This is a genomic window from Bacteroides ndongoniae (assembly GCF_900108345.1).
In the GTDB taxonomy this organism is placed as follows: Bacteria; Bacteroidota; Bacteroidia; order Bacteroidales; family Bacteroidaceae; genus Bacteroides; species Bacteroides ndongoniae.
In genome coordinates this window covers 457,985-482,640 of record NZ_FNVV01000012.1, presented here as the reverse complement: position 1 = coordinate 482,640, position 24,656 = coordinate 457,985, and the positions used below count along the sequence as shown (strand labels likewise).

At 52.6% G+C, this 24,656-nt stretch carries 21 protein-coding genes; 13 read left to right on the top strand and 8 right to left on the bottom strand.

All coding sequences use genetic code 11. The features are described 5' to 3' along the window. The first annotated feature begins 29 nt into the window (after positions 1–29). The 9 genes from BQ5591_RS02235 to mnmD all read left to right on the top strand — a co-directional run bounded on the left by BQ5591_RS02235 (position 30) and on the right by mnmD (position 10,511). Positions 30–944 (top strand): ketopantoate reductase family protein, encoded by a 915-nt coding sequence (locus tag BQ5591_RS02235; protein WP_022162304.1) that lies wholly within the window; start codon positions 30–32, stop codon positions 942–944. A gap of 88 nt (positions 945–1,032) precedes the next feature. Beyond that, on the top strand, positions 1,033–1,941 hold the full coding sequence (lgt, locus tag BQ5591_RS02230) for a prolipoprotein diacylglyceryl transferase (protein WP_071148264.1): 909 nt from the start codon (positions 1,033–1,035) through the stop codon (positions 1,939–1,941). 194 nt (positions 1,942–2,135) lie between these two features. Further along, on the top strand, positions 2,136–3,035 hold the full coding sequence (locus BQ5591_RS02225; RefSeq protein WP_071148263.1) for a serine O-acetyltransferase: 900 nt from the start codon (positions 2,136–2,138) through the stop codon (positions 3,033–3,035). A 103-nt stretch (positions 3,036–3,138) separates the two neighbouring features. Further along, positions 3,139–4,527 carry a THUMP domain-containing class I SAM-dependent RNA methyltransferase gene (locus tag BQ5591_RS02220; RefSeq protein WP_071148262.1) on the top strand — a complete coding sequence of 463 codons (1,389 nt, stop codon included), beginning with the start codon at positions 3,139–3,141 and terminating at the stop codon, positions 4,525–4,527. A 12-nt stretch (positions 4,528–4,539) separates the two neighbouring features. Beyond that, positions 4,540–6,834 (top strand): S9 family peptidase, encoded by a 2,295-nt coding sequence (locus tag BQ5591_RS02215; protein ID WP_071148261.1) that lies wholly within the window; start codon positions 4,540–4,542, stop codon positions 6,832–6,834. A 58-nt stretch (positions 6,835–6,892) separates the two neighbouring features. Then, positions 6,893–8,167: a phosphoribosylamine--glycine ligase gene (purD, locus tag BQ5591_RS02210; protein ID WP_022162299.1), complete on the top strand. Its 1,275-nt coding sequence runs from the start codon at positions 6,893–6,895 to the stop codon at positions 8,165–8,167. A gap of 137 nt (positions 8,168–8,304) precedes the next feature. Beyond that, the gene (locus BQ5591_RS02205) at positions 8,305–9,300 is read left to right on the top strand and encodes a hypothetical protein (RefSeq protein ID WP_071148260.1); all 996 of its coding nucleotides are present in this window, start codon (positions 8,305–8,307) and stop codon (positions 9,298–9,300) included. Further along, positions 9,285–9,761, top strand: coding sequence for a YqaA family protein (locus BQ5591_RS02200; RefSeq protein ID WP_022162297.1), 477 nt, complete (start codon positions 9,285–9,287; stop codon positions 9,759–9,761). The genes BQ5591_RS02205 and BQ5591_RS02200 overlap by 16 nt, the downstream gene beginning before the upstream one ends. A gap of 87 nt (positions 9,762–9,848) precedes the next feature. Continuing rightward, positions 9,849–10,511: a tRNA (5-methylaminomethyl-2-thiouridine)(34)-methyltransferase MnmC2 gene (mnmD, locus tag BQ5591_RS02195; RefSeq protein WP_071148259.1), complete on the top strand. Its 663-nt coding sequence runs from the start codon at positions 9,849–9,851 to the stop codon at positions 10,509–10,511. Positions 10,512–10,630: 119 nt separating this feature from the next. Here the strand turns inward: mnmD and BQ5591_RS02190 are convergent, their stop codons facing one another. The 3 genes from BQ5591_RS02190 to BQ5591_RS02180 form a co-directional block, all read right to left on the bottom strand. Then, positions 10,631–11,857 (bottom strand): 6-bladed beta-propeller, encoded by a 1,227-nt coding sequence (locus BQ5591_RS02190; protein WP_071148258.1) that lies wholly within the window; start codon positions 11,855–11,857, stop codon positions 10,631–10,633. A gap of 82 nt (positions 11,858–11,939) precedes the next feature. Beyond that, positions 11,940–13,151 (bottom strand): 6-bladed beta-propeller, encoded by a 1,212-nt coding sequence (locus BQ5591_RS02185; protein ID WP_159434414.1) that lies wholly within the window; start codon positions 13,149–13,151, stop codon positions 11,940–11,942. A 123-nt stretch (positions 13,152–13,274) separates the two neighbouring features. Further along, entirely contained in the window at positions 13,275–15,065 is a 1,791-nt protein-coding gene (locus BQ5591_RS02180; RefSeq protein ID WP_083380851.1) for a tetratricopeptide repeat protein, read from the bottom strand. Between the two features lie 1,006 nt (positions 15,066–16,071). On the opposite strand from BQ5591_RS02180, the gene BQ5591_RS02175 reads away from it, so the two are divergent. The 3 genes from BQ5591_RS02175 (at position 16,072) to BQ5591_RS02165 (ending at position 19,532) form a co-directional block, all read left to right on the top strand. Beyond that, positions 16,072–16,551, top strand: a complete 480-nt coding sequence (locus tag BQ5591_RS02175) for an RNA polymerase sigma factor (protein WP_022162533.1) — start codon at positions 16,072–16,074, stop codon at positions 16,549–16,551. A 12-nt stretch (positions 16,552–16,563) separates the two neighbouring features. Beyond that, the gene (locus BQ5591_RS02170; protein WP_022162534.1) at positions 16,564–17,151 is read left to right on the top strand and encodes a hypothetical protein; all 588 of its coding nucleotides are present in this window, start codon (positions 16,564–16,566) and stop codon (positions 17,149–17,151) included. 248 nt (positions 17,152–17,399) lie between these two features. Next, positions 17,400–19,532, top strand: a complete 2,133-nt coding sequence (locus tag BQ5591_RS02165; protein ID WP_071148256.1) for an alpha-L-rhamnosidase-related protein — start codon at positions 17,400–17,402, stop codon at positions 19,530–19,532. A 95-nt stretch (positions 19,533–19,627) separates the two neighbouring features. Here BQ5591_RS02165 and dprA read toward each other — a convergent pair whose 3' ends face one another. The 5 genes from dprA to BQ5591_RS02140 form a co-directional block, all read right to left on the bottom strand. Next, positions 19,628–20,752 carry a DNA-processing protein DprA gene (gene dprA, locus BQ5591_RS02160; RefSeq protein WP_071148255.1) on the bottom strand — a complete coding sequence of 375 codons (1,125 nt, stop codon included), beginning with the start codon at positions 20,750–20,752 and terminating at the stop codon, positions 19,628–19,630. Positions 20,753–20,997: 245 nt separating this feature from the next. Then, on the bottom strand, positions 20,998–21,402 hold the full coding sequence (locus BQ5591_RS02155) for an acyl-CoA thioesterase (protein WP_022162537.1): 405 nt from the start codon (positions 21,400–21,402) through the stop codon (positions 20,998–21,000). Positions 21,403–21,489: 87 nt separating this feature from the next. Next, positions 21,490–22,773: a peptidase U32 family protein gene (locus BQ5591_RS02150; protein ID WP_071148254.1), complete on the bottom strand. Its 1,284-nt coding sequence runs from the start codon at positions 22,771–22,773 to the stop codon at positions 21,490–21,492. Next, entirely contained in the window at positions 22,754–23,194 is a 441-nt protein-coding gene (locus tag BQ5591_RS02145) for a HEPN domain-containing protein (RefSeq protein WP_071148253.1), read from the bottom strand. Before BQ5591_RS02145 ends, BQ5591_RS02150 begins: the two co-directional genes overlap by 20 nt. Next, the gene (locus BQ5591_RS02140) at positions 23,191–23,502 is read right to left on the bottom strand and encodes a nucleotidyltransferase domain-containing protein (RefSeq protein ID WP_071148567.1); all 312 of its coding nucleotides are present in this window, start codon (positions 23,500–23,502) and stop codon (positions 23,191–23,193) included. Before BQ5591_RS02140 ends, BQ5591_RS02145 begins: the two co-directional genes overlap by 4 nt. Positions 23,503–23,618: 116 nt before the next feature. Between BQ5591_RS02140 and dusB the strand changes: the two genes are divergently transcribed. Beyond that, a complete protein-coding gene (dusB, locus tag BQ5591_RS02135) occupies positions 23,619–24,605 on the top strand; it encodes a tRNA dihydrouridine synthase DusB (RefSeq protein WP_071148252.1) in 987 nt (328 codons plus the stop codon). The last annotated feature ends 51 nt before the right edge of the window (positions 24,606–24,656 follow it).

Here is a 24,656-nt window from a genome sequence, read left to right as displayed (position 1 = left end):
AAATATCAACCCTCAAAAACAAATACATCATGAAGAACTATCTTATTGCAGGTACCGGCGGCGTAGGCGGAAGCATCGCTGCCTTCCTGGCACTGGCAGGTAAAAACGTCACCTGCATTGCCCGCGGCGAACATCTGGCCGCCATTCGCGAACACGGACTACGCCTTCACAGCGACTTGAAAGGCGAACATACCCTGAACATCCCCGCCTGCACGGCCGAAGAATATCAGGACAAAGCCGACGTCATCTTCGTCTGCGTCAAAGGTTACTCCATCGACTCCATCACCGACCTCATCCGCCGGGCTTCGAAACCCGAAACCGTTGTCATCCCCATCCTCAACGTCTACGGCACAGGCCCTCGCATCCAGCGACTGGTACCCGGCGTAACGGTGCTCGACGGCTGCATCTACATCGTAGGCTTCGTCAGCGGTAAGGGCGAAATCACCCAAATGGGACGGATATTCCGTCTGGTATTCGGTGCCCATCAGGGAACGGTTGTTCCCCGTGAAACACTGGAAGCTGTGCAACGCGACCTACAGGAAAGCGGCATCAAGGCCGAACTGTCCGACGACATCAACCGCGACACCTTCGTCAAGTGGTCGTTCATCTCGGCCATGGCCGTCACCGGAGCCTACTACGACGTGCCCATGGGCGAAGTACAGAAGCCCGGTCCCGTACGCGACACCTTCATCGGCCTCTCGCGCGAAAGTGCTGCCCTGGGCCGCAAGCTGGGCATCGAACCGAAAGAAGACCTGGTGGAGTACAACCTGAAAGTGATGGACAAGCTCGACCCGCACAGCACCGCCTCCATGCAGAAAGACCTGGCCCGCGGACACGAAAGCGAAGTACAAGGATTGCTGTTCGACATGATTGCCGCTGCCGAAGCACAGGGCATCGACATCCCCACCTATCGCATGGTGGCGGAAAAGTTCCGAAATCTGTGACACGCAGATTTTGTCCTTTGCCGAATAAAAGCTACTTTTGGCAGCTGTAAACAAGAACAATAATCTAACTAACGAATAAAGATACGTCATGTTACCACTACTCAGCATCAACTGGAATCCCGATCCCGAACTGTTCAACCTTTTCGGCATCTCCATCCGCTACTACGGACTCTTGTGGATTATCGGCCTGGCCTTTGCCTATTTCATCGTACGCCGGCAGTACCGCGACCGTAAAATAGCCGACAGCCTCTTCGACCCACTGTTCTTCTACTGCTTTTTCGGCATTCTGATAGGTGCGCGTCTGGGGCACTGCCTGTTCTACGAGCCCGAATACTATCTGCACCACTTCTGGGAAATGGTACTTCCCATCAAGTTCCTGCCCGACGGCGGATGGAAGTTTACCGGCTATGCAGGCCTTGCCAGTCACGGCGGAACGTTGGGCCTCATCATTGCCCTGTGGCTCTACTGCCGCAAGACAAAGATGCACTACATGGACGTACTCGACATGATTGCCGTAGCCACCCCCATCACTGCCTGCTGCATCCGTCTGGCCAACCTGATGAACTCCGAAATCATCGGTATGCCTACCAACGTCCCCTGGGCGTTCGTATTCGAGCGGGTAGACGCGGTTCCCCGTCATCCGGCACAGCTTTACGAAGCCATCGCCTACTTCATCTTTGCGCTAGGCATGTTCTACCTCTATAAGAGAGAACAGAAAAAGCAGGAAGACAAACTGGAGACCGACTTCAGCACCACGCAACGCAAGTCGTCGTCCATGCAGCTCGATGCCTCGTTGCCCTATCCCCGCGGCTTCTTCTTCGGCCTTTGCCTGACGGAAATATTTGTCTTCCGTTTCTTCATCGAGTTCCTGAAGGAGAATCAGGTAGCCTTCGAAGACAGCATGAGGCTGAACATGGGACAATGGCTCAGCATACCGTTTGTCATCATCGGCATTTACTTCATGTTCTTCTATCATAAGCACACTGCCACCCGGTAATCACCGGCGACAAGCGCATACTCATCCCAATCCGGATGCCAACGGCACAGGCGTTTCATCAGCAACACACGCCCGATTGTACCGTTTGCACCCGGATTTCTTGCAATTACCTAACTATAAATGAGGGATATTTAGGAAATTTGCTGAATACTTTGTACCTTTGCCGACACTTTATTAACATAAAGGATAGCATAATGAGTCCACTCAACTTTACTCACATCTTGACACAGGCAGTCGATGAGCTATCGGAAAGCGAATCATACAAAGGACTGTTTCATCAACACACCGACGGCAATCCCTTGCCATCAGCCCAAGCCTTGCGCGACATTATCGAACTGGCACGAGCCATCATCTTCCCCGGCTATTTTGGCAATTCAACGGTCAACAGCCGCACTGTTACCTATCATATCGGCGTCAACGTAGAGCGTCTCTTCGATCTGCTGACCGATCAGATTCTGGCAGGACTCTGCTTCGGAAGCGACGGCGAATGCAGCAGCTGCACCGAAGTGCAACGGGAAGAAGCCGCCCAGATTGCAGCCAAGTTCATCAGCCACCTGCCCCAGTTGCGGCGCATACTGGCTACCGACGTCGAAGCTGCCTACAACGGCGACCCTGCCGCCCACTCGTTTGGCGAAGTCATCAGCTGCTATCCTGCCATCCGTGCCATCAGCAATTACCGCATAGCCCACGAACTGCTTGTTCTGGGAGTTCCCCTCATCCCGCGCATCATCACCGAAATGGCGCATAGCGAAACGGGAATCGACATCCATCCGGGTGCACAAATCGGAAGCCACTTTACCATCGACCACGGCACAGGCGTCGTAATCGGCGAAACCTGCATCATCGGCAACAATGTGAAGCTGTATCAGGGAGTAACCCTCGGAGCCAAGAGTTTCCCGCTCGACGAAGACGGAAAGCCCATCAAAGGCATCCCCCGCCACCCCATTCTGGAAGACGACGTCATCGTCTACTCCAACGCCACCATCCTGGGACGTATCACCGTAGGTAAGGGAGCCACCGTAGGCGGCAATATCTGGGTAACGGAAAACGTTCAGGCCGGTGCCCGCATTGTACAGACCAAAGCCAAAAGATAAAGAACACAGTAGACGAGAGACAAGTGGACGAGAAACAAACAAGAATATGCCTTGTAGCCTGAAGCCTCGTCCACTTGTCAACTAAATCTAAAACAACATAGCAATGAGCGAACAACCTTTTGAAATGATTGCAAAAACCTTCCAGGGATTGGAAGAAGTCCTGGCAGCAGAACTGACTGCATTAGGAGCCAATGACATTCAGATAGGACGCCGTATGGTATCCTTCAGTGGAGACAAAGAAATGATGTACAAGGCCAACTTCTGCCTGCGTACCGCCATCCGCATTCTGAAGCCTATCAAGCACTTTACAGCCCAGGATGCCGATGAAGTATACGAGCAGATCAAAGCCATCCATTGGGAAGACTATCTGAGCGTAGACAACAGTTTCGCCATAGACGCCGTAGTCTTCAGCGAAGAGTTCCGCCACAGCAAATTCGTTTCATACAGGATAAAAGATGCCATCGTCGACTATTTCCGTGAAAAAACAGGAAAACGTCCCAACGTACGCATCAACAAGCCGGATGTACTGCTCAACATCCACATTGCCGAAAACAACTGTACGCTTTCGCTCGACTCCAGCGGCGAGTCGCTTCACCGCCGCGGATACCGTCAGGAAGCTGTCGAAGCACCGCTGAACGAGGTACTGGCAGCCGGTATGATCCTGATGACAGGCTGGCATGGCGAGTGCGACCTCATCGACCCTATGTGTGGTTCGGGAACCATCCCCATCGAAGCGGCACTCATTGCCCGCAACATTGCTCCGGGAGTCTTCCGCAAGGAATTTGCTTTCGAGAAGTGGCCCGATTTCGACCGCGACCTTTTCGACGAAATCTACAACGACGACAGTCAGGAGCGCGAGTTTACCCACAAAATCTACGGCTACGACAACAATCCCAAGGCCAACACAATAGCCATGCACAACATCAAGGCTGCCGGTGTCAGCAAAGATGTTGTCCTCAAGCTGCAACCTTTCCAGCAATTCGAGCAGCCGAAGGAGAAGAGCATCATCATTACCAATCCGCCCTACGGCGAACGCATATCCAGCAACGACCTGCTCGGACTTTACGAAATGATTGGCGAACGGCTGAAACATGCCTTTACCGGAAACACGGCCTGGATTCTGTCCTACCGTGACGAATGCTTCGACAAGATCGGGCTGAAAGCCACCAAACGCATACCGCTGCTGAACGGAGCACTCGATTGCGAGTTCCGCCAGTACGAAATATTCGACGGAAAATACAAGAATTTCCGTGCCGAAGGAGAAGAACTGAGCAAGGAGCCCAAAGACTTCAAAGAACATCGTCCGGCCGCTCCCCGCAAGGACTTCAAGCCCCGCGAACGCCACAGCTTCAACGAAGGCGAACGGAAAGACTTCAAACCCCGTGAACGGAAAGACTTCCAGCCACGGGAGAAAAAAGAGTTCAAGTCCGACCGCAAACCCCGCTCCGGCGAATCGTATCCCGAACGGAAAAGAAGAGAAAAACACCAATAAACCCATAAAGATATGAGAAGAATCAGTAAAGGCATCGCCACCCTGTTATTGGCTGTGGCCACCTTGTCAGAGACACCCATTATGGCACAAGAAAACGTATCGAACGAACAGAAATACCCCACGCTGGAAGACCTCATCCCCGGCGGTGAAACCTATCGCTATGCCGAAAACCTGTACAGCGTACAGTGGTGGGGCGACCGTTGCATCAAACCGGGTGTCGACTCGCTTATGACCGTCGACCCAAAGAACGGTAAGGAGACCCTGATTGCCACCCGGGCAAAGGTAAACGAAGTGCTCAGCGCACAGGCCGGAACTGATAGCAAAAAGAATTACGGCAGCCTGCAACACTTCTACAATACCCAGTTCCCCTGGGCCGACAAACCTTATATGCTCATCAAGAGCGCAAAAGGTTACATTGTCTACGACTTCGAGAAAAACGAGATTGTAAAAGCCTATCCCCAAGCCGCAGAACAGAAAGGAGCCAATATCGACTTCACTGCCGAAGGCGGACACATCGCCTACACCGTAGGCAACAACCTCTACGTGGACAACCACGCTGTAACCAACGAGCCCGAAGGCATCGTCTGCGGACAATCGGTTCACCGCAACGAATTCGGCATCAGCAAAGGTACCTTCTGGAGTCCTACGGGCAGCCTGCTTGCCTTCTATCGCATGGACGAGTCGATGGTGACCCAATATCCGTTGGTCGACGTCACCGCCCGCATCGGCACCGTAGAGAACATCCGCTACCCGATGGCCGGCATGACCAGCCACAAGGTCAGCGTAGGTATCTACAACCCTGCCACGCAGAAGACTGTCTATCTGAATACAGGCGACCCGACGGACCGTTATTTCACCAACATTTCGTGGGCACCCGACGAGAAGAGTCTTTTCCTCATCGAAGTGAACCGCGACCAGAATCACTCCAAGCTGTGTCAGTATAATGCCGAGACAGGCGAACTGATGCAGACGCTCATCGAAGAGACGCATCCCAAATATGTGGAGCCGCAAACTCCTATCGTCTTCCTGCCGTGGGACAGCAACAAGTTCATCTATCAGAGTCAGCGCGATGGCTATAATCACCTGTACGTGTACGACTTAGCTAAACTTTCAGCCAACCAACCCCAGAAACTCGATGCCGAAACCATCGAAAAGATGTGGAGCCTGGTACAGAAAGTTGGCAGCGGAAAGAACATCAAAGAAGCCGCAGGTGTGCAACTGACGCAAGGTGAATGGCTGGTACAAGGCATTCTGGGTTTCAACACCAAGAAGAAAGAAGTCATCATCACAGCTACCAAGGAATCTCCTCTGCAGAGCAATGTGTACAAGGTGAACGTGAACAATGGCAAGATAACACTGCTGGACAACGGACAGGGCGTACACAATGCACAACTCTCCGCATCGGGCACATACCTGCTCGACAACTGGTCGGCTCCCGACGTGCCGCGCATCATCGACATCGCTTCGACAGCCAACGGCAAGGAGACCGTACGCCTGCTCACGGCTAAGGATCCCTTCGAAGGCTTCATCATGCCCCGCGTAGAAGTAGGTACGCTGAAAGCTGCCGACGGCAAGACTGACCTGTACTACCGTCTCATCAAGCCGGCCGACTTCGACCCTGCCAAGAAATATCCCGCCATCATTTACGTATACGGAGGCCCGCACGCCCAGATGCTCGTAAACAACTGGAACTATGCCGCCCGCGGCTGGGACATCTATATGGCCAACAGAGGTTATATCATGCTCACCCTCGACAACCGTGGCAGCAGCAACCGTGGTCTGGAGTTCGAAAACTGCACTTTCCGTCACCTGGGTATCGAAGAAGGTAAAGATCAGGTGAAAGGTGCCGAATTCCTCCAATCGCTGCCTTATGTTGACGCCGACCGCATCGGTGTGCACGGCTGGAGCTTTGGCGGACACATGACTACCGCCCTGATGCTCCGCTACCCCGAAATCTTCAAGGTAGGCGTAGCCGGCGGACCGGTCATCGACTGGAAATTCTACGAAGTGATGTACGGCGAGCGCTATATGGACACGCCGCAGGCCAATCCGGAAGGTTACAAACAGTGCGACCTGAAGAACCTGGCCGGACAGCTGAAGGGACACCTGCTCATCATCCACGACGACCACGACCGCACTTGTGTGCCTCAGCACACTCTGTCGTTCATGAAGGCCTGTGTGGATGCACGCACCTATCCCGACCTGTTCATCTATCCCACACACGACCACAACGTGTTGGGACGCGACCGCGTACATCTGCACGAAAAGATTACCCGCTACTTCGACGATTACCTGAAAAAGAAATAAACCACAACGGGAATACTCCCACTTTACAAAGAACTGAAATTCAAAACAATAAAGAAAGATGAAAGTATTACTATTAGGCTCTGGTGGCCGCGAACACGCTTTGGCTTGGAAGATAGCCCAAAGTCCGAAAGTTGAGAAACTGTACATCGCTCCCGGCAATGCCGGCACCTCACAGGTAGGCGAAAACGTAGACATCAAAGCTACGGATTTTGCTGCCCTCAAGGTTTTTGCACTGGAACGTGCCATCGACATGATTGTCGTTGGTCCCGAAGACCCGCTGGTACAAGGCATCTTCGACTACTTCAAGAATGACATTACCACACAGAACATTGCCATTATCGGCCCCTCTGCCAAAGGCGCGCAACTGGAAGGCAGCAAAGAGTTTGCCAAAGAGTTCATGAAGCGCTATAACATCCCTACCGCCCGCTACAAAAGCGTGACGGCCGAAACACTGAACGAAGGTCTCGCCTTCCTGGAGACACTTTCCGCTCCCTACGTGCTGAAGGCCGACGGCCTCTGTGCAGGTAAGGGCGTACTGATTCTCCCCACCCTGGAAGAAGCCCAGAAAGAACTGAAGGAAATGCTCGACGGCATGTTCGGAAACGCCAGTGCTACGGTAGTCATCGAAGAGTTCCTGAGCGGTATCGAATGCTCCGTATTCGTCCTGACCGATAGCGAGCACTACAAAGTGTTGCCCGTAGCCAAGGACTACAAACGTATCGGCGAAGGCGACAAAGGCCTGAATACCGGCGGTATGGGTAGTGTGACTCCCGTTCCGTTTGCCAACGACGAATTCATGGAGAAGGTACGCGAACGCATCATCGAGCCCACTATCAACGGTCTGCGCGAAGAGGGTATCCTCTACAAAGGCTTCCTGTTCCTGGGACTGATCAACGTACAGGGCGAACCGATGGTTATCGAATACAACGTGCGCATGGGCGACCCTGAAACCGAAAGCGTCATGCTGCGTCTGCAAAGCGACATCGTAGACCTGTTCGAAGGAGTGTACAACGTCAACCTCAATACGAAATCCATGATCTTCGATCCGCGTACGGCAGCCTGCGTCATGCTGGTCAGCGGCGGTTACCCCGGCGAGTACAAGAAGGGACTGCCCATCACCGGCTTTAACCTGGTAGAGACGACCGACAGCATCCTGTTCCACGCCGGCACAGCGATGAAAGACGGACGTGTCGTTACCAACGGCGGACGTGTCATTGCCGTATGCTCATACGGTGAGACCAAGGAAGAAGCTTTGGAAAAGAGCTATAAAGTAGCCGACATGCTGAGCTTCGAAGGTAAATACTTCCGCCGCGACATTGGGTTCGACTTATAAGTGTATTGGAACTTAGCTATAGTATCTGACTCCCCTCCTTCTGGAAGGAGGAGAGTTTCAGATACCTTTGTTCTGACACCCCCTCACGCTGAATAACAAAGTAAACCCATTCATTCTCATTCCTCCGTCGCCCTTTTATGTACAACCGAAGATTCCAAAACAAAGTGACGGCAGGCCATTTCACGCTTCCTGTCGCCATTTTTATTTCTCTCTTCTGCTGGGCGCTGGCTGCCCTGCTGCTCCCCGAAGACAGTACCGGAAGAAGCATCGCTTCCTTATGGAGCACTTTCGGGCACTTCGACCTGCCTGCATGGGCCGACCGCCTGTCCAGTTTCCTGCTGTATGCCGTCATCGGATATTTCCTCATCGAGCTGAACAACACGTTTGCCATCATCCGCCTGCGTGCTTCGGTGCAGACTACCCTCTACATCCTGCTTATATCCGCCTGTCCCAGCATGCACCTGCTTTATGCGGGCGACGTGGCTGCCGTCCTGTTCCTGATAGCCCTGTTTTTCCTGTTCCGCAGCTATCAGAAGCCTCACGCCTCGGCCGACCTGTTCCATTGCTTTGTCTTCATCGGACTCGGAAGCCTGTTGTGGCCACAACTCACTCTGTTTGCTCCTGTCTTCTGGATAGGTGCCCGTAATTTCCGCTCGCTCCATCTTAAAAGCTTTTTCGCATCGCTCGTCGGCTGGAGTCTGCCCTACTGGTTTCTGCTGGGCCATGCGTTCTATCACGGGGACATGCCGTTGTTCTACCGTCCGTTTCAGGAACTGGCCACCTTTCAACCCATCCGTTTCGACTTCCAGCCCTGGGAGCTGGCTACGGTTGGCTATCTGTTCATCCTCTTCGCCGTCAGTGCAGGACATTGCCTGGCTATGGGCTACGAGGACAAGATACGTACCCGCAGTTACCTGAACTTCCTGCTGTTGCTATGTTTCTGCACTTTCGTGTACATCGTATTACAGCCGTCGCAGTGCGTCCATCTGCTGTCGCTGCTGCTGATTGGTACCAGCATTCTGGCAGGTCATCTGTTTGCCCTGACCCACAGCCGCAGCTCCAACATCTTCTTCACCTGTTCGCTCGTATTGTTATTCCTGTTATTCATCTTCAACGTATGGACGCTTTTATAGACACACTGATACAGCTGCTTATCGACTGGGGCTATGTCGGACTGTTCATTTCGGCCCTGCTGGCCGGCAGTATCATTCCCTTCAGTTCCGAACTGGTGCTGGTGGCGCTGGTCAATGTCGGGCTCAGTCCTGCCGTCTGCGTACTGTCGGCCGCCTTGGGCAATACGGTGGGCGGCATGACATGCTACTACATGGGCCGATTGGGACGCATCGACTGGATTGAGAAATACTTCAAGGTGAAGAAAGAGAAGATAGACCGGATGCAACACTTCCTGCAGGGCAAAGGTGCCCTGATGGCTTTCTTTGCCTTCCTGCCTTTTGTGGGCGAAGCCATTGCCATCGCCCTGGGCTTCATGCGCAGCAACCTGATGCTGACTACCGTTTCGATGTTCATCGGCAAGCTGCTCCGCTACATGGCCATGCTTTGGGCATTGCAGGGGGCACTGACGGTTATTGGTTAGTTGACGAGGGGACAAGTTAACGAGTTAACGAGGGAACAAGGAGGAAAGAACTTAAAAACTTAGAAACTCAAAAACTTAAAAACTTAAATGCAAAGAATCATTGAACAGACTGCCGACGGAAGCGCCACGCTGTTCGTCCCCGAACTGAACGAACACTACCACTCGGTGAAAGGGGCGCACACCGAATCGCAACACATATTCATCGACATGGGGCTCAATGCCACTGCCGCCGTTTTTCCGCATGTTTTAGAGGTAGGCTTCGGCACGGGGCTCAATGCCCTGCTGACGCTCGAAAATGCCGGGAAAACGCAAAAAAAGGTGCACTACACGGGCATTGAGCTTTATCCCCTTGCCTGGGAGGAGGTGGACACCCTGCACTACAGCGACAATCCGTTGTTTCGGGAGCTGCATGCCGCCCCCTGGGAAACGGATGTCGAAATCACTCCCTGGTTCACCCTCCGGAAAACGCAAATCGACGTAGCGAACCCCGCCGCTGTCCTTCCCGCCGCGAGTTACGACGTAGTCTATTTCGATGCCTTTGCGCCCGAAAAGCAGCCGGAAATGTGGGACGAGTCCGTCTTTCGTCGCCTCTTTGCCGCCATGAGTCCCGACGGCATCCTCACTACTTACTGCGCCAAGGGGGTAGTCCGCCGTCTGTTGCAATCCATCGGATTCACAGTAGAGCGTCTGCCCGGCCCTCCGGGAGGAAAAAGAGAGATACTTCGGGCCAGAAAAACAGCCGCCCTGTAAGCACGGAAAAGGCCCCGATTTTTTCCCAGTTAGGAAAAAATTACTGCCCAGTTAGAGAAAAATATTTTCCTAACTGGGAAAAAAATATACCCAAACTGAATCTTCTACCCTTCCCCCTTTCACTTCCGATAACAGATCAGGACAGAATTCGTCTCTTCGTCCAACCGGCTTAAGGCGGCTTTATCGTCCGGCTGACACGCAATTTCTCCACTCTTCAGCATGACTACAAAGCGACTGACTTCCATCGGATGGATGTAGAAATAGACATTCTCGTCGTCTTCCCAGACGGGTATCGGGACGACGGACTGATCCATCAACTTGGGCGAAACCTTGTCGTGCAAGAAGATACCGACACGACATTCCTGTGTCTTCTTGTCATAAATGAAGTGATTGAGGTAATTTCCCCGAGAGAAAAAGAACAGTATAAACCGCTCGCCTTCAGTATAGTGTTGGATGTTATGCACGCCTCCCAACCGGGTCAGAGACTTCAGGATGTCTTTCTCGCCGCTACGCTCCGCGTGCTCTTTCACCGCCGCGCTGGTGGGACGGTCGCGGTAGCTGAACGACAGATAAGGATAGATGCCGTTCTTCCCGATTGCCAAGACACTGTCCGAGGCAAGGTGTTTGAAGCGTATGCCGACAGAAGTCTTGCTGAAAAAGCTTTCTCCGGTGAAATAAGTGTCCGAATGATAGCCCCGGTTGTATGCGTCCTTCGATATCCATTTGTTGACAACTTGTGCAGCACTGTCCAACTCCTGTATCAAGTACGAAGGCGACGTGCCGGGGAAATAGACATCTGCGTATATCCGGTTAGCGTCGATGCCTATATAACGGCTCCGGGCATTCTGCTGTTGCTTCAGCGTGACCGCATGACTAAACTTCATGTCGGGCAATCCGTAATACAGAATGCACTGCTTCCTGCTGTCGAAGATGTAGAACTGGTCTCCCGCTATGCCGCAATCCGTTGGCGCCACATACTCGGACGGACCTTCTCCCCTACTGCCGACTATGCCGATATAGCTGCCGTCCTTACGGAACATAAGTACCGACCTGGCCATGACGCCATCCAAAACAAAAATGGTATCTCCCTGCATACAAAGCTGGTTGATGCGCCCCAGCAAGGACTCACGGGTCGTCTCCAGCGGAATATACCGCACATCCTTGAAGAAAGCAGACAGAGGCATCTGCTTTTCGTATGCAATGGAATCCAAATCGACAGTCAGCACATCCTGACCGGGCAGAACAGACGATATACCTGTTTCTTCCTGAACAATGGGCTTTTGCTTCGATCCTTGACAGGAGATGAAGCATAAAGCAGTCAAAAGAAAAACAACTTTGTAGGACATAAAGATACTATTCTTTTAAGTAAAACCTATCAAAAAGGAATTTAAAACAAATTACAAATAAGGGAGTTATTACGTCAGCACGTTATTCCTTCAACTTCTGAATAATAACAACCGGATTGGATTCCTCGTCCATCTGGCGGAACTTCTTGAACATGCTGCGTACATATTCGGAATGGAAATCGCGTTCGTCATAATTCCAATCCGCAAGTTCGCCCTCCAAACACCATGCATCCATCGCGCGATACGATATCATATATCCGTCCTGCATGTATAGCTGACGGGGCGAACAAGCCAATCCTCCCAAATATTTGTTATACAGCTCATGTGTCGTATTCACTTTACCGGTTTCCCTGTCGTAAATACTTATCATCTTACCTTTTGCATCTGAATATGAAAAGAGGAGACGCTTCTCTGATTGTACCATCCATTCTATTCCTGTGATATAGTTATCGCGTATGGCTGTTTTCAAGGCAGTCGCTCCATCGGCTTTGATGTATTGCTCGGGCAACCGTCTGTCTCCGAAATCCACTTTATAGACAGCACCCACTTCCCCTTCTTTTACACCGTATAGAACATCAAAAGGCCAAATGGTAAACATGGCTTCATCGGCGGAAGCACTGGTGTATCTGTCAATTCCCCAGCCAGTATTTCCAGGATCATCGAAAGGCAGAAAAGCTTCCACCTCATCATTTCCCTCAGCTACGGGAAGCTTATATAGGGAATAATACCCCATATCACTGATACTACCAACATTTACAATATAAATATCTTTCCCCTGAATAAACATATCCATGCCCCAAATCCTGGAAGCATCTTTCGAATATACAAACTGGCCGTTTTCGTCATAAACCATGATTTTCCCTTTCATTTTGTCGTAAATGAACATACGGCTTTCCTGAACGGCAAAAGCTGTTATTCCCAGATATTCCTTCGGTCCGTTTCCTACAGAACAGACTTTGGACTGCAAACGTCCTGTTTCGTCGAACACATACACTGCATTACTCATGTTGTCAACGACGTAAATCCGGTGGTTCTGATAAATCAGATTGGATATTTCGCCTATCAGACAATCCTCTCTCGTTTCTAAAGGTACCACCAGTACACTGTCTTCCACCCACGAAGAATAATCCAGGTTATCCGAGATATTATCCCAATCTATAACAATGGAGGTAATCTCCTCCTGACCTTCGCTCCGCTTTTCGGTGCATCCTACCATTAAAAATGCCAATAAAACGCCCAACAGGCAACGATTCGGCAATAACGCTCCTCTCAATAAAATAAGAAACTGTTTCATGCGTATTATTTTCGGTTTATAGTTTATACTCCAAAAGTCTGCAAAAGCCTCCATACAGCCAAGAAAATGAGCGTGCAAAAACGTGCATTTTGCTTCGCAGTGTGCAAACAGCCGTCAAACAGCCTACAACGACCTCACAAACTCGTCCCACGCCTGCGGAGAAGACTCGGGCAACGAGAACTTGACACTGAGGCGACGGCGGATACTGGTCACGGCCGTAGGAGTCAGATGGAGGAAAGCGGCTATCGACTTGATGGAGAAGTCGGCACGTATCAGCAGGCTGACGCGGAGCTCCTGGCGGCTGACACGCACAGGGCCTGTCGTCAGCTTGCGCAGGAAGCCGTCGAGCAACTGGTCGGCCTCGGTCTCCAACTGCTGCCAGTCGTCTTCGGTGACGGGCGCGGCTGTCGTTTCCTTCTTGCGGAAAAGCAGGCAGGCATCCGAAACGGAAAAGCGTTGTTTCATCAGACGGCGGCGCTGCTCTTCCTCTTCCAGACAGCGCAAGGTGTGTGCCAGCAGCTGTTTTTCGTCAGTCAGTTGCCGACAACGGCTTTCGCTGTCGGTCAGCTGATGGGAAGCCGACTGAAGCTGTTCTTCCAGCTGGCTGATGCGACGGCGCGTATCTTCCTGGTACTGAACGCTGTTGCGATAGGCCTCGGCCTGCAACTGCTCGGCCACCTGCAGACGCAGACGCATGACCTTACGCCGATGCAAATAATAGAGTGTACCACCACACGCAAACAGGACAAACACCACCAAGATGGCGACATTCGTCTGACGCTGACGCAGGTTCTGAAGCTTCAAACGCTGGTTCTCCTGCTCGCGAAGCTGGTAATTGTAATGTGAATGAGCGCTTCGGACTTCATCCGTTTTAGTCAACTTACGGATGGAATCGCCCAGCAATAATGCCTGATAAAGATATTGGGCAGCAGGAACCGTTTTTCCCTGCGATAAAGCGATGGAAGCTAACCCCCTGTTAGCCATTTCCTTGACATCTAATAAGCCATACAATAACGACTTATGGTAATACCACTCCGCAGAATCTATGTTATTAGTAAAGTGATAATATCTTGCCGCTATTGAATAAGTAGCACTCCGATCATATTTTGAAACATCCTGCAAAGCGATTTGCAATGAACGATGAGCCGCTTCGTAACTCCCTTCTTCCGTATATAAACGTGCCATCAGAATCTGTACCCCATTTCCCAAATATTTTTCACCCAACAAAAGACTTAACTGATAGGCGCGCTGATAATAATATAAGGCGCTGTCCCGCTGCTCCAGAAACATATATATCTGACCGATGTCCCTGTTACTATATATCATACCCACACTATCCTGAAGTAAAATTTTGCACTGGAAGCTTTGCCTGTACACATCCAACGCTTCGGGATAAAGATTCTGCCTTTTGAACAACGTCCCCATCTGCGAAAGGACCAGCTTTTTCACCGTCATATTCACCCGATCCTCATCCTCGTGCATCGCGTCGAGTGCCCGCTGAAAATAGGCCAACGCCTGCGGCGCATCGCCCAAGTCGCTATATACACGGCCGGCATAGTAGTAAGCTTCGGGCAGGTGGGGGAGGCGCTTGTGCCGCTCGTAGTAGGCCACTACAGGCAGGATGGCACTGTCCGACGTATGCACGATGTAGGCCTTGTCCTTCGCCTTGATGCAAAGCAGGCGGTAGTACATGCGGACGTACAGCGGTTCGTCCGCCGTGTCGGCGGCATAGGAGGCCAACAGGGCACAGGCACTATCCGGCAGCACGGACGCCAGACTGTCCGCCGCAAGCAGCAGCGATGGATAGGGCTTGGGGCGGCAGCCGCTCAGGCACAGCAGCACGCACAGGGCGGCAAACAGAACGGGCAGGCTTTTACGCGATATGCCCGGGTGTGTTTTTTCGATTGTATTCATATTCGTTTGTACGTATAAGGTCTGTATGCAAATATCCTACTTATCGACTACACACCCAAAACAATTTGTATCAAATACCTTCGATGGCGTAACATCGCGTGTTAAAAATTCAGGTTTCGCCCGTGTAACGCGTTGGAACATCTACACAAATGTTACATCAGACTTGCACGTACGTTACATAAACTTGCACGTACGTTACATCCTTCACCACATCATCTTGTTTATCAATAGATTAACAAATACCCATCGAACAGGCTTAAATCCCGAAGAAATAGAAAAATCCGGAAAGGTGAAAGCAAGAGGTGAAACTTCCGTGAAACCGGATGTTTCATCCTATCTACCTGACAGCCAAGATCCTGAAAGCTAAGTGAAGGCGTGAAAGCAATTTCCCTCTTTCCCACTCTTCATCCGTGTAAATCCGCCTCATCAGTGTAGTCCGCGTATCCATCCTTCACCCACAAAGTGGCACTTTTCATTCCTAACCACCCACTTTAGCCGCGTAACATCCATAGTTAGCCGCCGCAACAAGCAATGTCCGGCCAAGCGACAAGCAATCCCGCCGCATATTGCAAGCAATGCCGCCGGGTTCTGCCGACAAAGCCCACGAGTATGACTCACAAACCTGCCAAGTATTGCCTAAGGATGTGTCGAAATAAAAGTATCTGAAACTCTCCTCCTTCAGGAAGGAGGAGTACCCGAAGGGGGAGGTGGTAGGTGAAAGCATAAAGTATTAATATACAGAGTGTCGTAAAGCCTACCACCCCGCCCGTTGGGCACCCCTCCTTCCTGAAGGAGGGGAATCAGATACTATAACTAAGCTTCGACACACACTCAAGTATTGCTCGCGAGCCGTGCAAGTGTTGCTCGCGAGCCGTACAAGTGTCTCTCAGGAGCGATGCAAGTGTTGCTCGCAAACCGTGCAAGTATGAATAAAAAAAACACTATATTCGTGTAGTTTTTCCGGCAACACCTGCGTCTAACGGACAAAAACAAATCAGAATTCGATATGGAAACATTGGACACCACATTTGCGCAAATGATCAAGGAACACAAAAGCACCATCTACACGGTGTGCTTTATGTTCTCGAACGATTCCGATGAAGTCAGCGACCTGTTTCAGGAAGTACTCATCAACCTCTGGAAAGGGTATCCCTCCTTCCGGAACCAAAGCAGCATCGACACCTGGATATGGAGAGTGAGCTTCAACACCTGCATCTCCTACGAACGGAAAAAGCAGAAGCGGGCTACCCTCCCACTGACGATGGACATCAACCTGTTTAAGGACAACGACGAAGACTCCCGGCAAATCCGCCAGCTCTACGACCGCATCCACAAGCTAAAGCCCTTCGACCGCGCCATCGTCCTGCTGTGGCTGGAGAACATGAGCTACGAAGAGATAGGAGCCATTGTAGGTATCTCGACCAAAAACGTGTCCGTGCGCCTGTATCGCATCAAAGAGGAGTTGAAAAAAATGTCGAACCGCTAAAAACGCATCAGTATGGAAAAGCATCAAGATAACTTCGAACTGGAAGAAATGAAACAGCAAATCAGACTGTTGAAAGAGAAACTGGCGAAAGAAACCATCGTCAACGAGAAGATGATCATGCAATCGATCCGGGAAAAACTTGGTTACATCAAACGGAAAATCCGCTCCATGTACATACTAGTCCCCTTTGCACTGATTTATTGCAACCTGTTCTTCATCTCGACGGGCTATTCGTGGCTGTTCTGCGTCGTGACCTCCCTCTTTCTGATCGTTGCCTGCATTTATCAGGTATACAGCCACAAAGGAATAAACCCCAAAGAAATATCGACCGGCAACCTGATAAACATCAGCCAGGCCCTGATACGCATGAACCGCCTGGGGCTGAAATGGCTGTACTTCGGCCTGCCCTTCGCCGCGCTGTGGATAGTCTGGTTCCTCGTTGAAAGCTATCCCAAGGAAGGAGGAGAAACCATCTGCATCGGAGGAGGCGTCGGATTCGTGGTCGGAGCCATCATGGGCCTGATACACCTCAACAAAGTGCGCCGCAAGGCCAAAGATGCCATCCGCGAGATTGAAGCCTATACGCGGACGGAGGAGTAAAAAGAAGAACAGTGGCAACAGACAGGACACAAAACCGGGCGAAAGATGTAAAAGAACCTGTAACGATATTAAAGCATGTTATAAAAAACGGCTTTTTGCTTACAGAATTTGCAGATTTCGCCAAAGTCCGTACCTTTGCAACGTGTTTTTCATAGTATTAGATTTAAGGTTAACAAAGGTTGGAGTACAGCGGTACTCCTTTTTTTTTTGCCTATACCCTGACACACACATAAACAGAACCCAATAATATGAAACAACTGCTGTACACACTCATCCTGCTATGCATCGGCACGTACACCGCCGTCGCACAGGTCATCAGTCCCGACTGCCCGCCGGACAAGATAGAACCCGGCTCGTGGTACTGCTTCCGCAACACCGTCAAACTGAAGCGGCACCCCCGCAACGTCAGCCTGCACATAGCTGCCGACAGCAAATACTGGCTGTGGGTGAACGGCGAACTGCAAGTGCGCGAAGGCGGCCTGAAACGCGGCCCCAACCCCAACGACACCTATTGCGACACCATCGGCTCGCTACCCGCCCTGAAAAAAGGCCAGAACACCATCGCCCTGCTGGTGTGGTACTTCGGAAAAGACGGCTTCAGCCACCGCAACTCGCCCACTCCCGGCATGACCTTCGCCCTGAACGTCGACGGAAAAGACATCCGCCTCCGCAAGCCGTGGAAGAGCATCGCCCATCCCGCCTTCTACCAGCCCGAAGGCGAACAGCCCAACTACCGCCTGCCCGAGTCGAACATCGGCTTCGACGCCGGAAAGGACATCGACTTCACCCGTCCCGACTTCGACGACAGCCAGTGGCTCGACGCACGCCTCACCGACCTGGCAGCAGCCGGATGGAACAAGCTGCAACCACGCCCCATCCCCCAATGGAAAGACTACGGTCTGAAACCTTACGAACGCACAGAAAGGATAAACGACACCATCCTCTACGCCTACCTGCCCTACAACGCGCAAATCACCCCCTACATACGGCTGCGCGCCGACAAAGGCCGGAAAGTACGCATCCGCACCGACAACTACACCGGCGGATCGGCCAACAACGTCTTTGCCGAATACACCACCCGACAGGGCGAACAAGACTTTGAATGCCTTGGCTGGATGAACGGCCACTACGTAGTCTATCAGGTGCCCAAGGATGCCGAAGTCCTCGACCTGATGTACCGCGAAACGGGCTACGACACCTACTTTGCCGGAAGTTTCCATTGCGACGACCCAGCCCTGAACCGCCTGTGGGAGAAGTCGCAGCGAACCCTGTACATCACCATGCGCGACACCTACATGGACTGCCCCGACCGCGAACGTGCCCAGTGGTGGGGCGACGTAGTGAACGAACTGGGCGAAGCCTTCTACGCCCTCGACGAGAAAGCCCATCTGCTGACCCGCAAAGGCATCCGCGAACTGATGGACTGGCAACGTGCCGACAGCACCATCTTCGCCCCTGTACCTGCCGGAAACTACGACTCGGAACTGCCCATGCAGATGCTGGCCAGCGTAGGCTACTACGGCTTCTGGACGTACTACATGGGTACGGCCGACAGCGCCACCATCGGCTACGTATATCCCAACGTAAAGAAATACATCCACGTATGGAAGACCGACGCCCAGGGACTGGCCATTCCCCGCAAAGGAGGATGGACCTGGGGCGACTGGGGTGAGAACAAAGACATGGAACTGCTGTTCAGCCAATGGTACATCATCGCCCTGCAAGGCTACGAACGCATGGCACGCCTGATCGGCGACACCACCGAAGCCGACTGGGCACAGACTACGGCCGACCGTGCACGCACTGCCTTCCACCAAAAATACTGGAACGGAAGCTACTACGTGTCACCCTCGCACCAGGGTCTGCCCGACGACCGCCCGCAAGCCCTTGCCGTGGTTTCGGGTACACTGCCCGACACGCTCTATCCGGCACTGCGCCCCTTCTTCGGCCAACAATATCATGCCAGCCCGTATATGGAGAAATACGTCCTGCAAGCCCTCTGCCTGATGGGCTACCACCAGGATGCCCTCAACCGGATGAAACTGCGCTACCGCGCCATGACAGACAGCCCGCTGACTACCTTGTGGGAAGGATGGGGAATCGGCTCGGAAGGTTTCGGCGGCGGCACTTACAACCATGCCTGGAGCGGCGGCCCGCTGACCGTCATGAGCCAGTATATAGCCGGAATTGAACCGACGGCTCCCGCTTTCCGCCGTTTCCGCGTCAGTCCGCATCCCGCACACCTGAACCAGATACGGGCCGTTGTACCCCTGAGCGGGAAAAGAGAAATACGACTGTCGCTCGACAAGGACAGCCGCCGGTGCGACATCGTGCTGGAAGTTCCCCAAGGCACGGAGGCGTGCTTCTGCCTGCCCGACTGATATACAGGCATGAGCGTAAACAGCACCGTCTGCCAGTCGGCCGAAAAGGTACTTACGCCCGGCGTATGGAACATCCGGCTGACGCAAGCCGGCGACTACGCCAGCAAGTGATAGACTCCGCCTACCAGCGCTTTGACCATGCCCTTCATTTCGAGTTCGAACAAAAGGGCGCTCATGCGGTTCACCGGGATGTTGGCTTCGACCACCAACGTATTGATGTGCAGGTCGTTGCGACTCAGAATCTTGACGACACGTGCTTCTTCCTCGGTCAGTTCGGGGAAAAGGCTGCGCTGTACGCCCGACGCCATCCGGCTGCTGCGGTCGGTGCTCCGCCCCCAGTTCATGGCTTTCACAAAGTCGGCAGCATCGCTGATCAGGGCTGCCTTGTTGTCACGGATCAGCCGGTTGCAACCGCGCGAATACTCGTCCGTGGCACGTCCGGGCAAGGCAAAACAGTCGCGATGGTAGCCCTCAGCCAGTTCGGCCGTAATCAGCGAACCGCCTTTGGCTGCCGATTCTACCACAATGACGGCATCGCTCATGCCCGCCACGATGCGGTTGCGGCTGACAAAGTTGTGACGGTCGGGGGTGGTATCGGTCAGGAATTCGGTCAGTAGCCCGCCTTCGGCCAGCATATCGACCGCCGTCTTGCGATGAACAGCCGGATAAATGCGGTCCAGCCCATGAGCCAGTACGGCTACGGTGGAAAGTCCGTTCGCCAGCGCACCGCGATGGGCATGTATGTCGATGCCATAAGCCAGTCCGCTGACAATCAGTACATCGGAACAAAGTTCGGAAAGGTCGTGCAGGAACTCGGTGCAGAACTGCTTGCCGTACTCGGTGGCGTGGCGTGTACCCACCATGCTGACCACTCGCAAACGGTTCAGGTCGGCATTGCCCTTGAAGAACAGCACTACCGGCGCATCCTCGCACTCGCGCAGACGCGACGGATAGCGTTCGTCGCCCAGCGTCAGACAACTGATACGGTTCTTTTCGGCCCACTCCATCTCTGCTTCTGCCCGGCTGAAGGCTTCGGGACAGTCGAGCGCCGCCACAGCAGAGGCATGAATGATGCCCGGAAAGCGTTTAGGCAGTTCTTTACGGAGACGGAATACTTCGGCTGCGCTGCCTGCGGTATCAATCAGGCGTTTGGCACCAATATGTCCGATGCCCGGACAGAGGGTCAGGGCGATGCTACAGATTCGTTCGTCGGTATTCATAGTAATAAATGTTAGATACGAGTTGACAAGTTGACGAGTTGACAAGGGGGACGAGTTGACAAGGGGATGAGGGGACAGTTAATGAGTTGACAAGCTCACGAGTAATCGAGTTAACAGGTTGGAAAGAACATAAATACTCAGTTTGCCTTTCCTTGTGGCCTCGTTAACTTGTCCCCTTGTTAACTCTTCCTCTCCTTGTTAACTCTTCCTCCCCTTGTCAACTTGTCAACTCGTCCCCTCGTCAACTAAATATAAGACGCAAATATGCGGTCGAACAGTTCGCTATCGCTCAACCGTCCGTTTACCACGCAGACAGTCTCTACCACTCCTTTCAGCGACACTTTACCGTCGCTCTTGCGGAAGATGTCCTGATAGAAGACGTACTTGATGCCTTCTTTCTTCATGTAGAGCTTCGACACGAACTCGTCGCCGCTGCGCAGCGGAGTCTTGAAAGCCATGCTGATACGTGCCACCACAGGGTCGATTCCCTGCTCGTGAAGGGCAGCAAAGCTGACGCCTACGGAGGTAAGAAACTCGTGGCGCGTATGTTCCAGATAGTGCTGGTAGTTGGCATTGTTCACAATGCCCTGCAGGTCGCACTCGTAGTCGCGCACCTTCATTTCCAGCTCGTAGATGTATTTTTCTGCCATAAAATAATGATTAATGGTAAATGATTAATGGTCAATATCAATCTGCACAACAGTTTATCACTTACCATTAACCATTTACCGCTGTTATTATCCTCGTTGTTTCTCCACATCCAGTCCCTTGAAACGTTTCAGTTCCTCGATGGTCACTAACTTGTAGAGCTTGTCACTGGGACGTATCTTGACGGACTTCATGGAGAAATGCTCGCCCTTGTGGACGGTCTGCACGGGTTTCAGGTCAACGCGTGCTTCCTCCAGTGTGACGTACTCGGCTCCGGTGGTAGGTCCGGTGATAAGCAGTTTGTCGCCCACACTGATTTCGGCAGCCTCAACCAGGAACTCGGCTACGCCGATATTCGAGAAGTAGCGGATGCCTTTACCCACGTATATCTTGCGCTCCGTAGCTGCCGAACCGTAGTTCTTCGTCCATTCGCCCAGACGTTGTCCCAGGTAGTAGCCGTCCCAGAAGCCGCGGTTGAAGACAGTTGCCAGGCGGCGGTTCCATTCTTCAATCTTTTCGTCGGTAAATGTGTTGTCCAGATAGGCACGGATGGCTTCCTTATAGCACTCAACTACGGTACGCACGTACTCGGGGCCGCGGGCACGGCCTTCTATCTTGAACACCCGCACACCGGCATCCATCATCTTGTTCATAAAGTGAATGGTCTTCAGGTCCTTGGGCGACATGATGTACTGGTTGTCAATCTCCAGTTCGGCGTCGGTCTCCTTGTCGCGCACGATGTAGGAGCGGCGACATACCTGCATGCAGGCACCGCGGTTGGCAGAGTTGTTCATCTGGTGAAGCGAGAGGTAACACTTGCCGCTGACGGCCATGCACAGAGCACCGTGACAGAACATCTCGATGCGGATGCGCTGACCCGACGGGCCACAGATGTTCTCCTCGCAGATATGACGGTAGATTTCGGCCACCTGATCCAGATTGAGCTCGCGTGCCAGCACCACTACATCAGCAAACTGGGCATAGAAGCGCAAAGCCTCGACGTTGCTGATGTTGAGCTGCGTACTGAGGTGTACCTCCTGCCCTATCTCGCGGGCGTAGGTCATCACGGCTACGTCGGCAGCAATAATGGCCGATATACCGGCATCCTTAGCGGCACGCACAATGGTGCGCATCAGGGGGATGTCCTGGTCGTAAATGATGGTGTTGACGGTGAGGTAGCTCTTCATACCGTGCTCGTCGCACGTGCGGGCTATCTCGCGCAGGTCGTCGATGGTGAACGTGTTGGCCGAACGGGCACGCATGTTCAGGTTCTCGATGCCGAAGTAGATGGAGTCTGCTCCGGCCTGTATGGCGGCGGCCAGCGACTCGCGCGAGCCGACAGGGGCCATTATTTCAAAGTCTTTCAGTTCCATTGTTATTTATATCTTCTTTTTCTTCGATCAGTTTGCTTACCGCATCAATGAAAGCCTCCGCCCGCGGGCGCAACATTTCTACCAATGCAGCATCACAATAAGCAAAATCACTATAATCACTGCTGTGACGCTTGTCGAAAAGCAGGCCAAACGTCGTACTATGCTCAATGCTAAGCTTTCCGTTACGAACAAAATGCATGGACAGCTGTGTCTTCACACCATTGTGCGTTGCGGTTTCTATCCCTCTGCTCAACAGCAATGCCACAGCGGCATAATAACAGGCATAATACAAGCGGTTTACAGCAGCATTAAAATAGCCACCGCCATATAACAAATCAGCTTCGCCAAGCGTGCTATAGGCACGTTCCAACCGATAGCCGACAATAGCTACCCGCGTCTCATCATCCAGCAACTGCTTCATAACACGACTCCCTCCCTATTGACATTGATAGTAAAAGGACTGACCATCTTTTCCCAAAGGCTACGCAGAGTAACCAGCACGTTGATGGCAACACCCGTCTGTGCTTCCAGTTCCGAAAGCGGACGGCGCAAGTCCAACTCCCTTTCGGGCGTAAGTACATCGTTGTTATCAAGCAGTATCAGCAGGTCAATATCCGAATCGGGACGGGCATCGCCGCGTGCCTCCGAACCATATACGATAGTCTGGGCTGTAGGTGCCACCCTACGGACCGCATCGGCTATCAAACGAAGAATGTCGGGACGTTTCATATACATTCTGCTTTACATTTCAAACACAAAGATAAGCATATTACTCAGTATATCGCAATCTTACCTCCTAAGATTGCTCTTTTTTCCGTACTTTTGCACCCAAAACGCAACAGAATATGAAGATAGCCAACATAGACTTGGGCGAACGCCCTGTACTCCTCGCCCCGATGGAGGACGTTACCGACCCCGCTTTCCGACTGATGTGCAAACGTTTCGGTGCCGACATGGTGTACACCGAATTCGTATCGGCCGACGCGCTGATACGCTCCGTCAGCAAAACGGAACAGAAACTGAACATCAGCGACGAAGAACGCCCCGTAGCCATACAGATATATGGACGCGACACGGCAACGATGGTCGAAGCCGCCAAAATAGTAGAGCAGGCGCGCCCCGACATCTTGGACCTGAACTTCGGCTGTCCCGTGAAGCGGGTGGCTGGTAAGGGAGCAGGAGCGGGCATGCTTCAGAACATTCCGTTGATGCTCGAAATCACCCGTTCGGTAGTCGATGCGGTGAAGATTCCCGTCACCGTGAAAACCCGCCTGGGCTGGGATGCCGACCACAAGATTATCGTCAGCCTGGCCGAACAGTTACAGGATTGCGGCATCAGTGCTCTGACCATCCACGGCCGTACCCGCGCACAGATGTACACCGGCGAAGCCGACTGGACGCTCATTGGCGAAGTAAAGAAGAACCCGCGGATGCACATCCCCATCATCGGCAACGGCGATGTCACTACTCCGCAGCGTGCCCGCGAATGTTTCGAACAGTATGGTGTGGATGCCATCATGATAGGCCGCGCCAGTTTTGGACGTCCGTGGATATTCAAAGAAGTAAAACACTATCTAGAGACAGGCGAAGAATTGCCAGCCCTGACCCCCCAATGGTGCATGGACGTACTGCGACAGGAGGTAGAAGACAGCGTCAACCTGCTGGACGAACGACGCGGCATCCTGCACGTACGCCGGCATCTGGCAGCCAGCCCGGTATTCAAAGGCTTGCCCAACTTCCGCGACACACGCATCGCCATGCTGCGGGCCGAGACGAAAGACGAACTGTACCGCACCTTTAACGACATCAGACAGCGGTTCTTTCCCGGCTGAAAGCTGCGGTCGTATCTCTGACAATGATTACGACCGGACTATGGAAGAGGA

Excerpts from the sequence above, each read along its gene's own strand:
- BQ5591_RS02235 (WP_022162304.1), top strand. The coding sequence starts at position 30 with ATGAAGAACTATCTTATTGCAGGTACCGGCGGCGTAGGCGGAAGCATC.
- BQ5591_RS02175 (WP_022162533.1), top strand. The coding sequence starts at position 16,072 with ATGGAAACATTGGACACCACATTTGCGCAAATGATCAAGGAACACAAA.
- mnmD (WP_071148259.1), top strand. The coding sequence starts at position 9,849 with ATGCAAAGAATCATTGAACAGACTGCCGACGGAAGCGCCACGCTGTTC.
- BQ5591_RS02215 (WP_071148261.1), top strand. The coding sequence starts at position 4,540 with ATGAGAAGAATCAGTAAAGGCATCGCCACCCTGTTATTGGCTGTGGCC.
- dusB (WP_071148252.1), top strand. The coding sequence starts at position 23,619 with ATGAAGATAGCCAACATAGACTTGGGCGAACGCCCTGTACTCCTCGCC.
- BQ5591_RS02200 (WP_022162297.1), top strand. The coding sequence starts at position 9,285 with ATGGACGCTTTTATAGACACACTGATACAGCTGCTTATCGACTGGGGC.
- BQ5591_RS02220 (WP_071148262.1), top strand. The coding sequence starts at position 3,139 with ATGAGCGAACAACCTTTTGAAATGATTGCAAAAACCTTCCAGGGATTG.
- BQ5591_RS02190 (WP_071148258.1), bottom strand. The coding sequence starts at position 11,857 with ATGTCCTACAAAGTTGTTTTTCTTTTGACTGCTTTATGCTTCATCTCC.
- BQ5591_RS02185 (WP_159434414.1), bottom strand. The coding sequence starts at position 13,151 with ATGAAACAGTTTCTTATTTTATTGAGAGGAGCGTTATTGCCGAATCGT.
- BQ5591_RS02180 (WP_083380851.1), bottom strand. The coding sequence starts at position 15,065 with ATGAATACAATCGAAAAAACACACCCGGGCATATCGCGTAAAAGCCTG.
- purD (WP_022162299.1), top strand. The coding sequence starts at position 6,893 with ATGAAAGTATTACTATTAGGCTCTGGTGGCCGCGAACACGCTTTGGCT.
- BQ5591_RS02145 (WP_071148253.1), bottom strand. The coding sequence starts at position 23,194 with ATGAAGCAGTTGCTGGATGATGAGACGCGGGTAGCTATTGTCGGCTAT.
- BQ5591_RS02155 (WP_022162537.1), bottom strand. The coding sequence starts at position 21,402 with ATGGCAGAAAAATACATCTACGAGCTGGAAATGAAGGTGCGCGACTAC.
- lgt (WP_071148264.1), top strand. The coding sequence starts at position 1,033 with ATGTTACCACTACTCAGCATCAACTGGAATCCCGATCCCGAACTGTTC.
- dprA (WP_071148255.1), bottom strand. The coding sequence starts at position 20,752 with ATGAATACCGACGAACGAATCTGTAGCATCGCCCTGACCCTCTGTCCG.
- BQ5591_RS02140 (WP_071148567.1), bottom strand. The coding sequence starts at position 23,502 with ATGAAACGTCCCGACATTCTTCGTTTGATAGCCGATGCGGTCCGTAGG.
- BQ5591_RS02150 (WP_071148254.1), bottom strand. The coding sequence starts at position 22,773 with ATGGAACTGAAAGACTTTGAAATAATGGCCCCTGTCGGCTCGCGCGAG.
- BQ5591_RS02225 (WP_071148263.1), top strand. The coding sequence starts at position 2,136 with ATGAGTCCACTCAACTTTACTCACATCTTGACACAGGCAGTCGATGAG.
- BQ5591_RS02170 (WP_022162534.1), top strand. The coding sequence starts at position 16,564 with ATGGAAAAGCATCAAGATAACTTCGAACTGGAAGAAATGAAACAGCAA.
- BQ5591_RS02205 (WP_071148260.1), top strand. The coding sequence starts at position 8,305 with ATGTACAACCGAAGATTCCAAAACAAAGTGACGGCAGGCCATTTCACG.
- BQ5591_RS02165 (WP_071148256.1), top strand. The coding sequence starts at position 17,400 with ATGAAACAACTGCTGTACACACTCATCCTGCTATGCATCGGCACGTAC.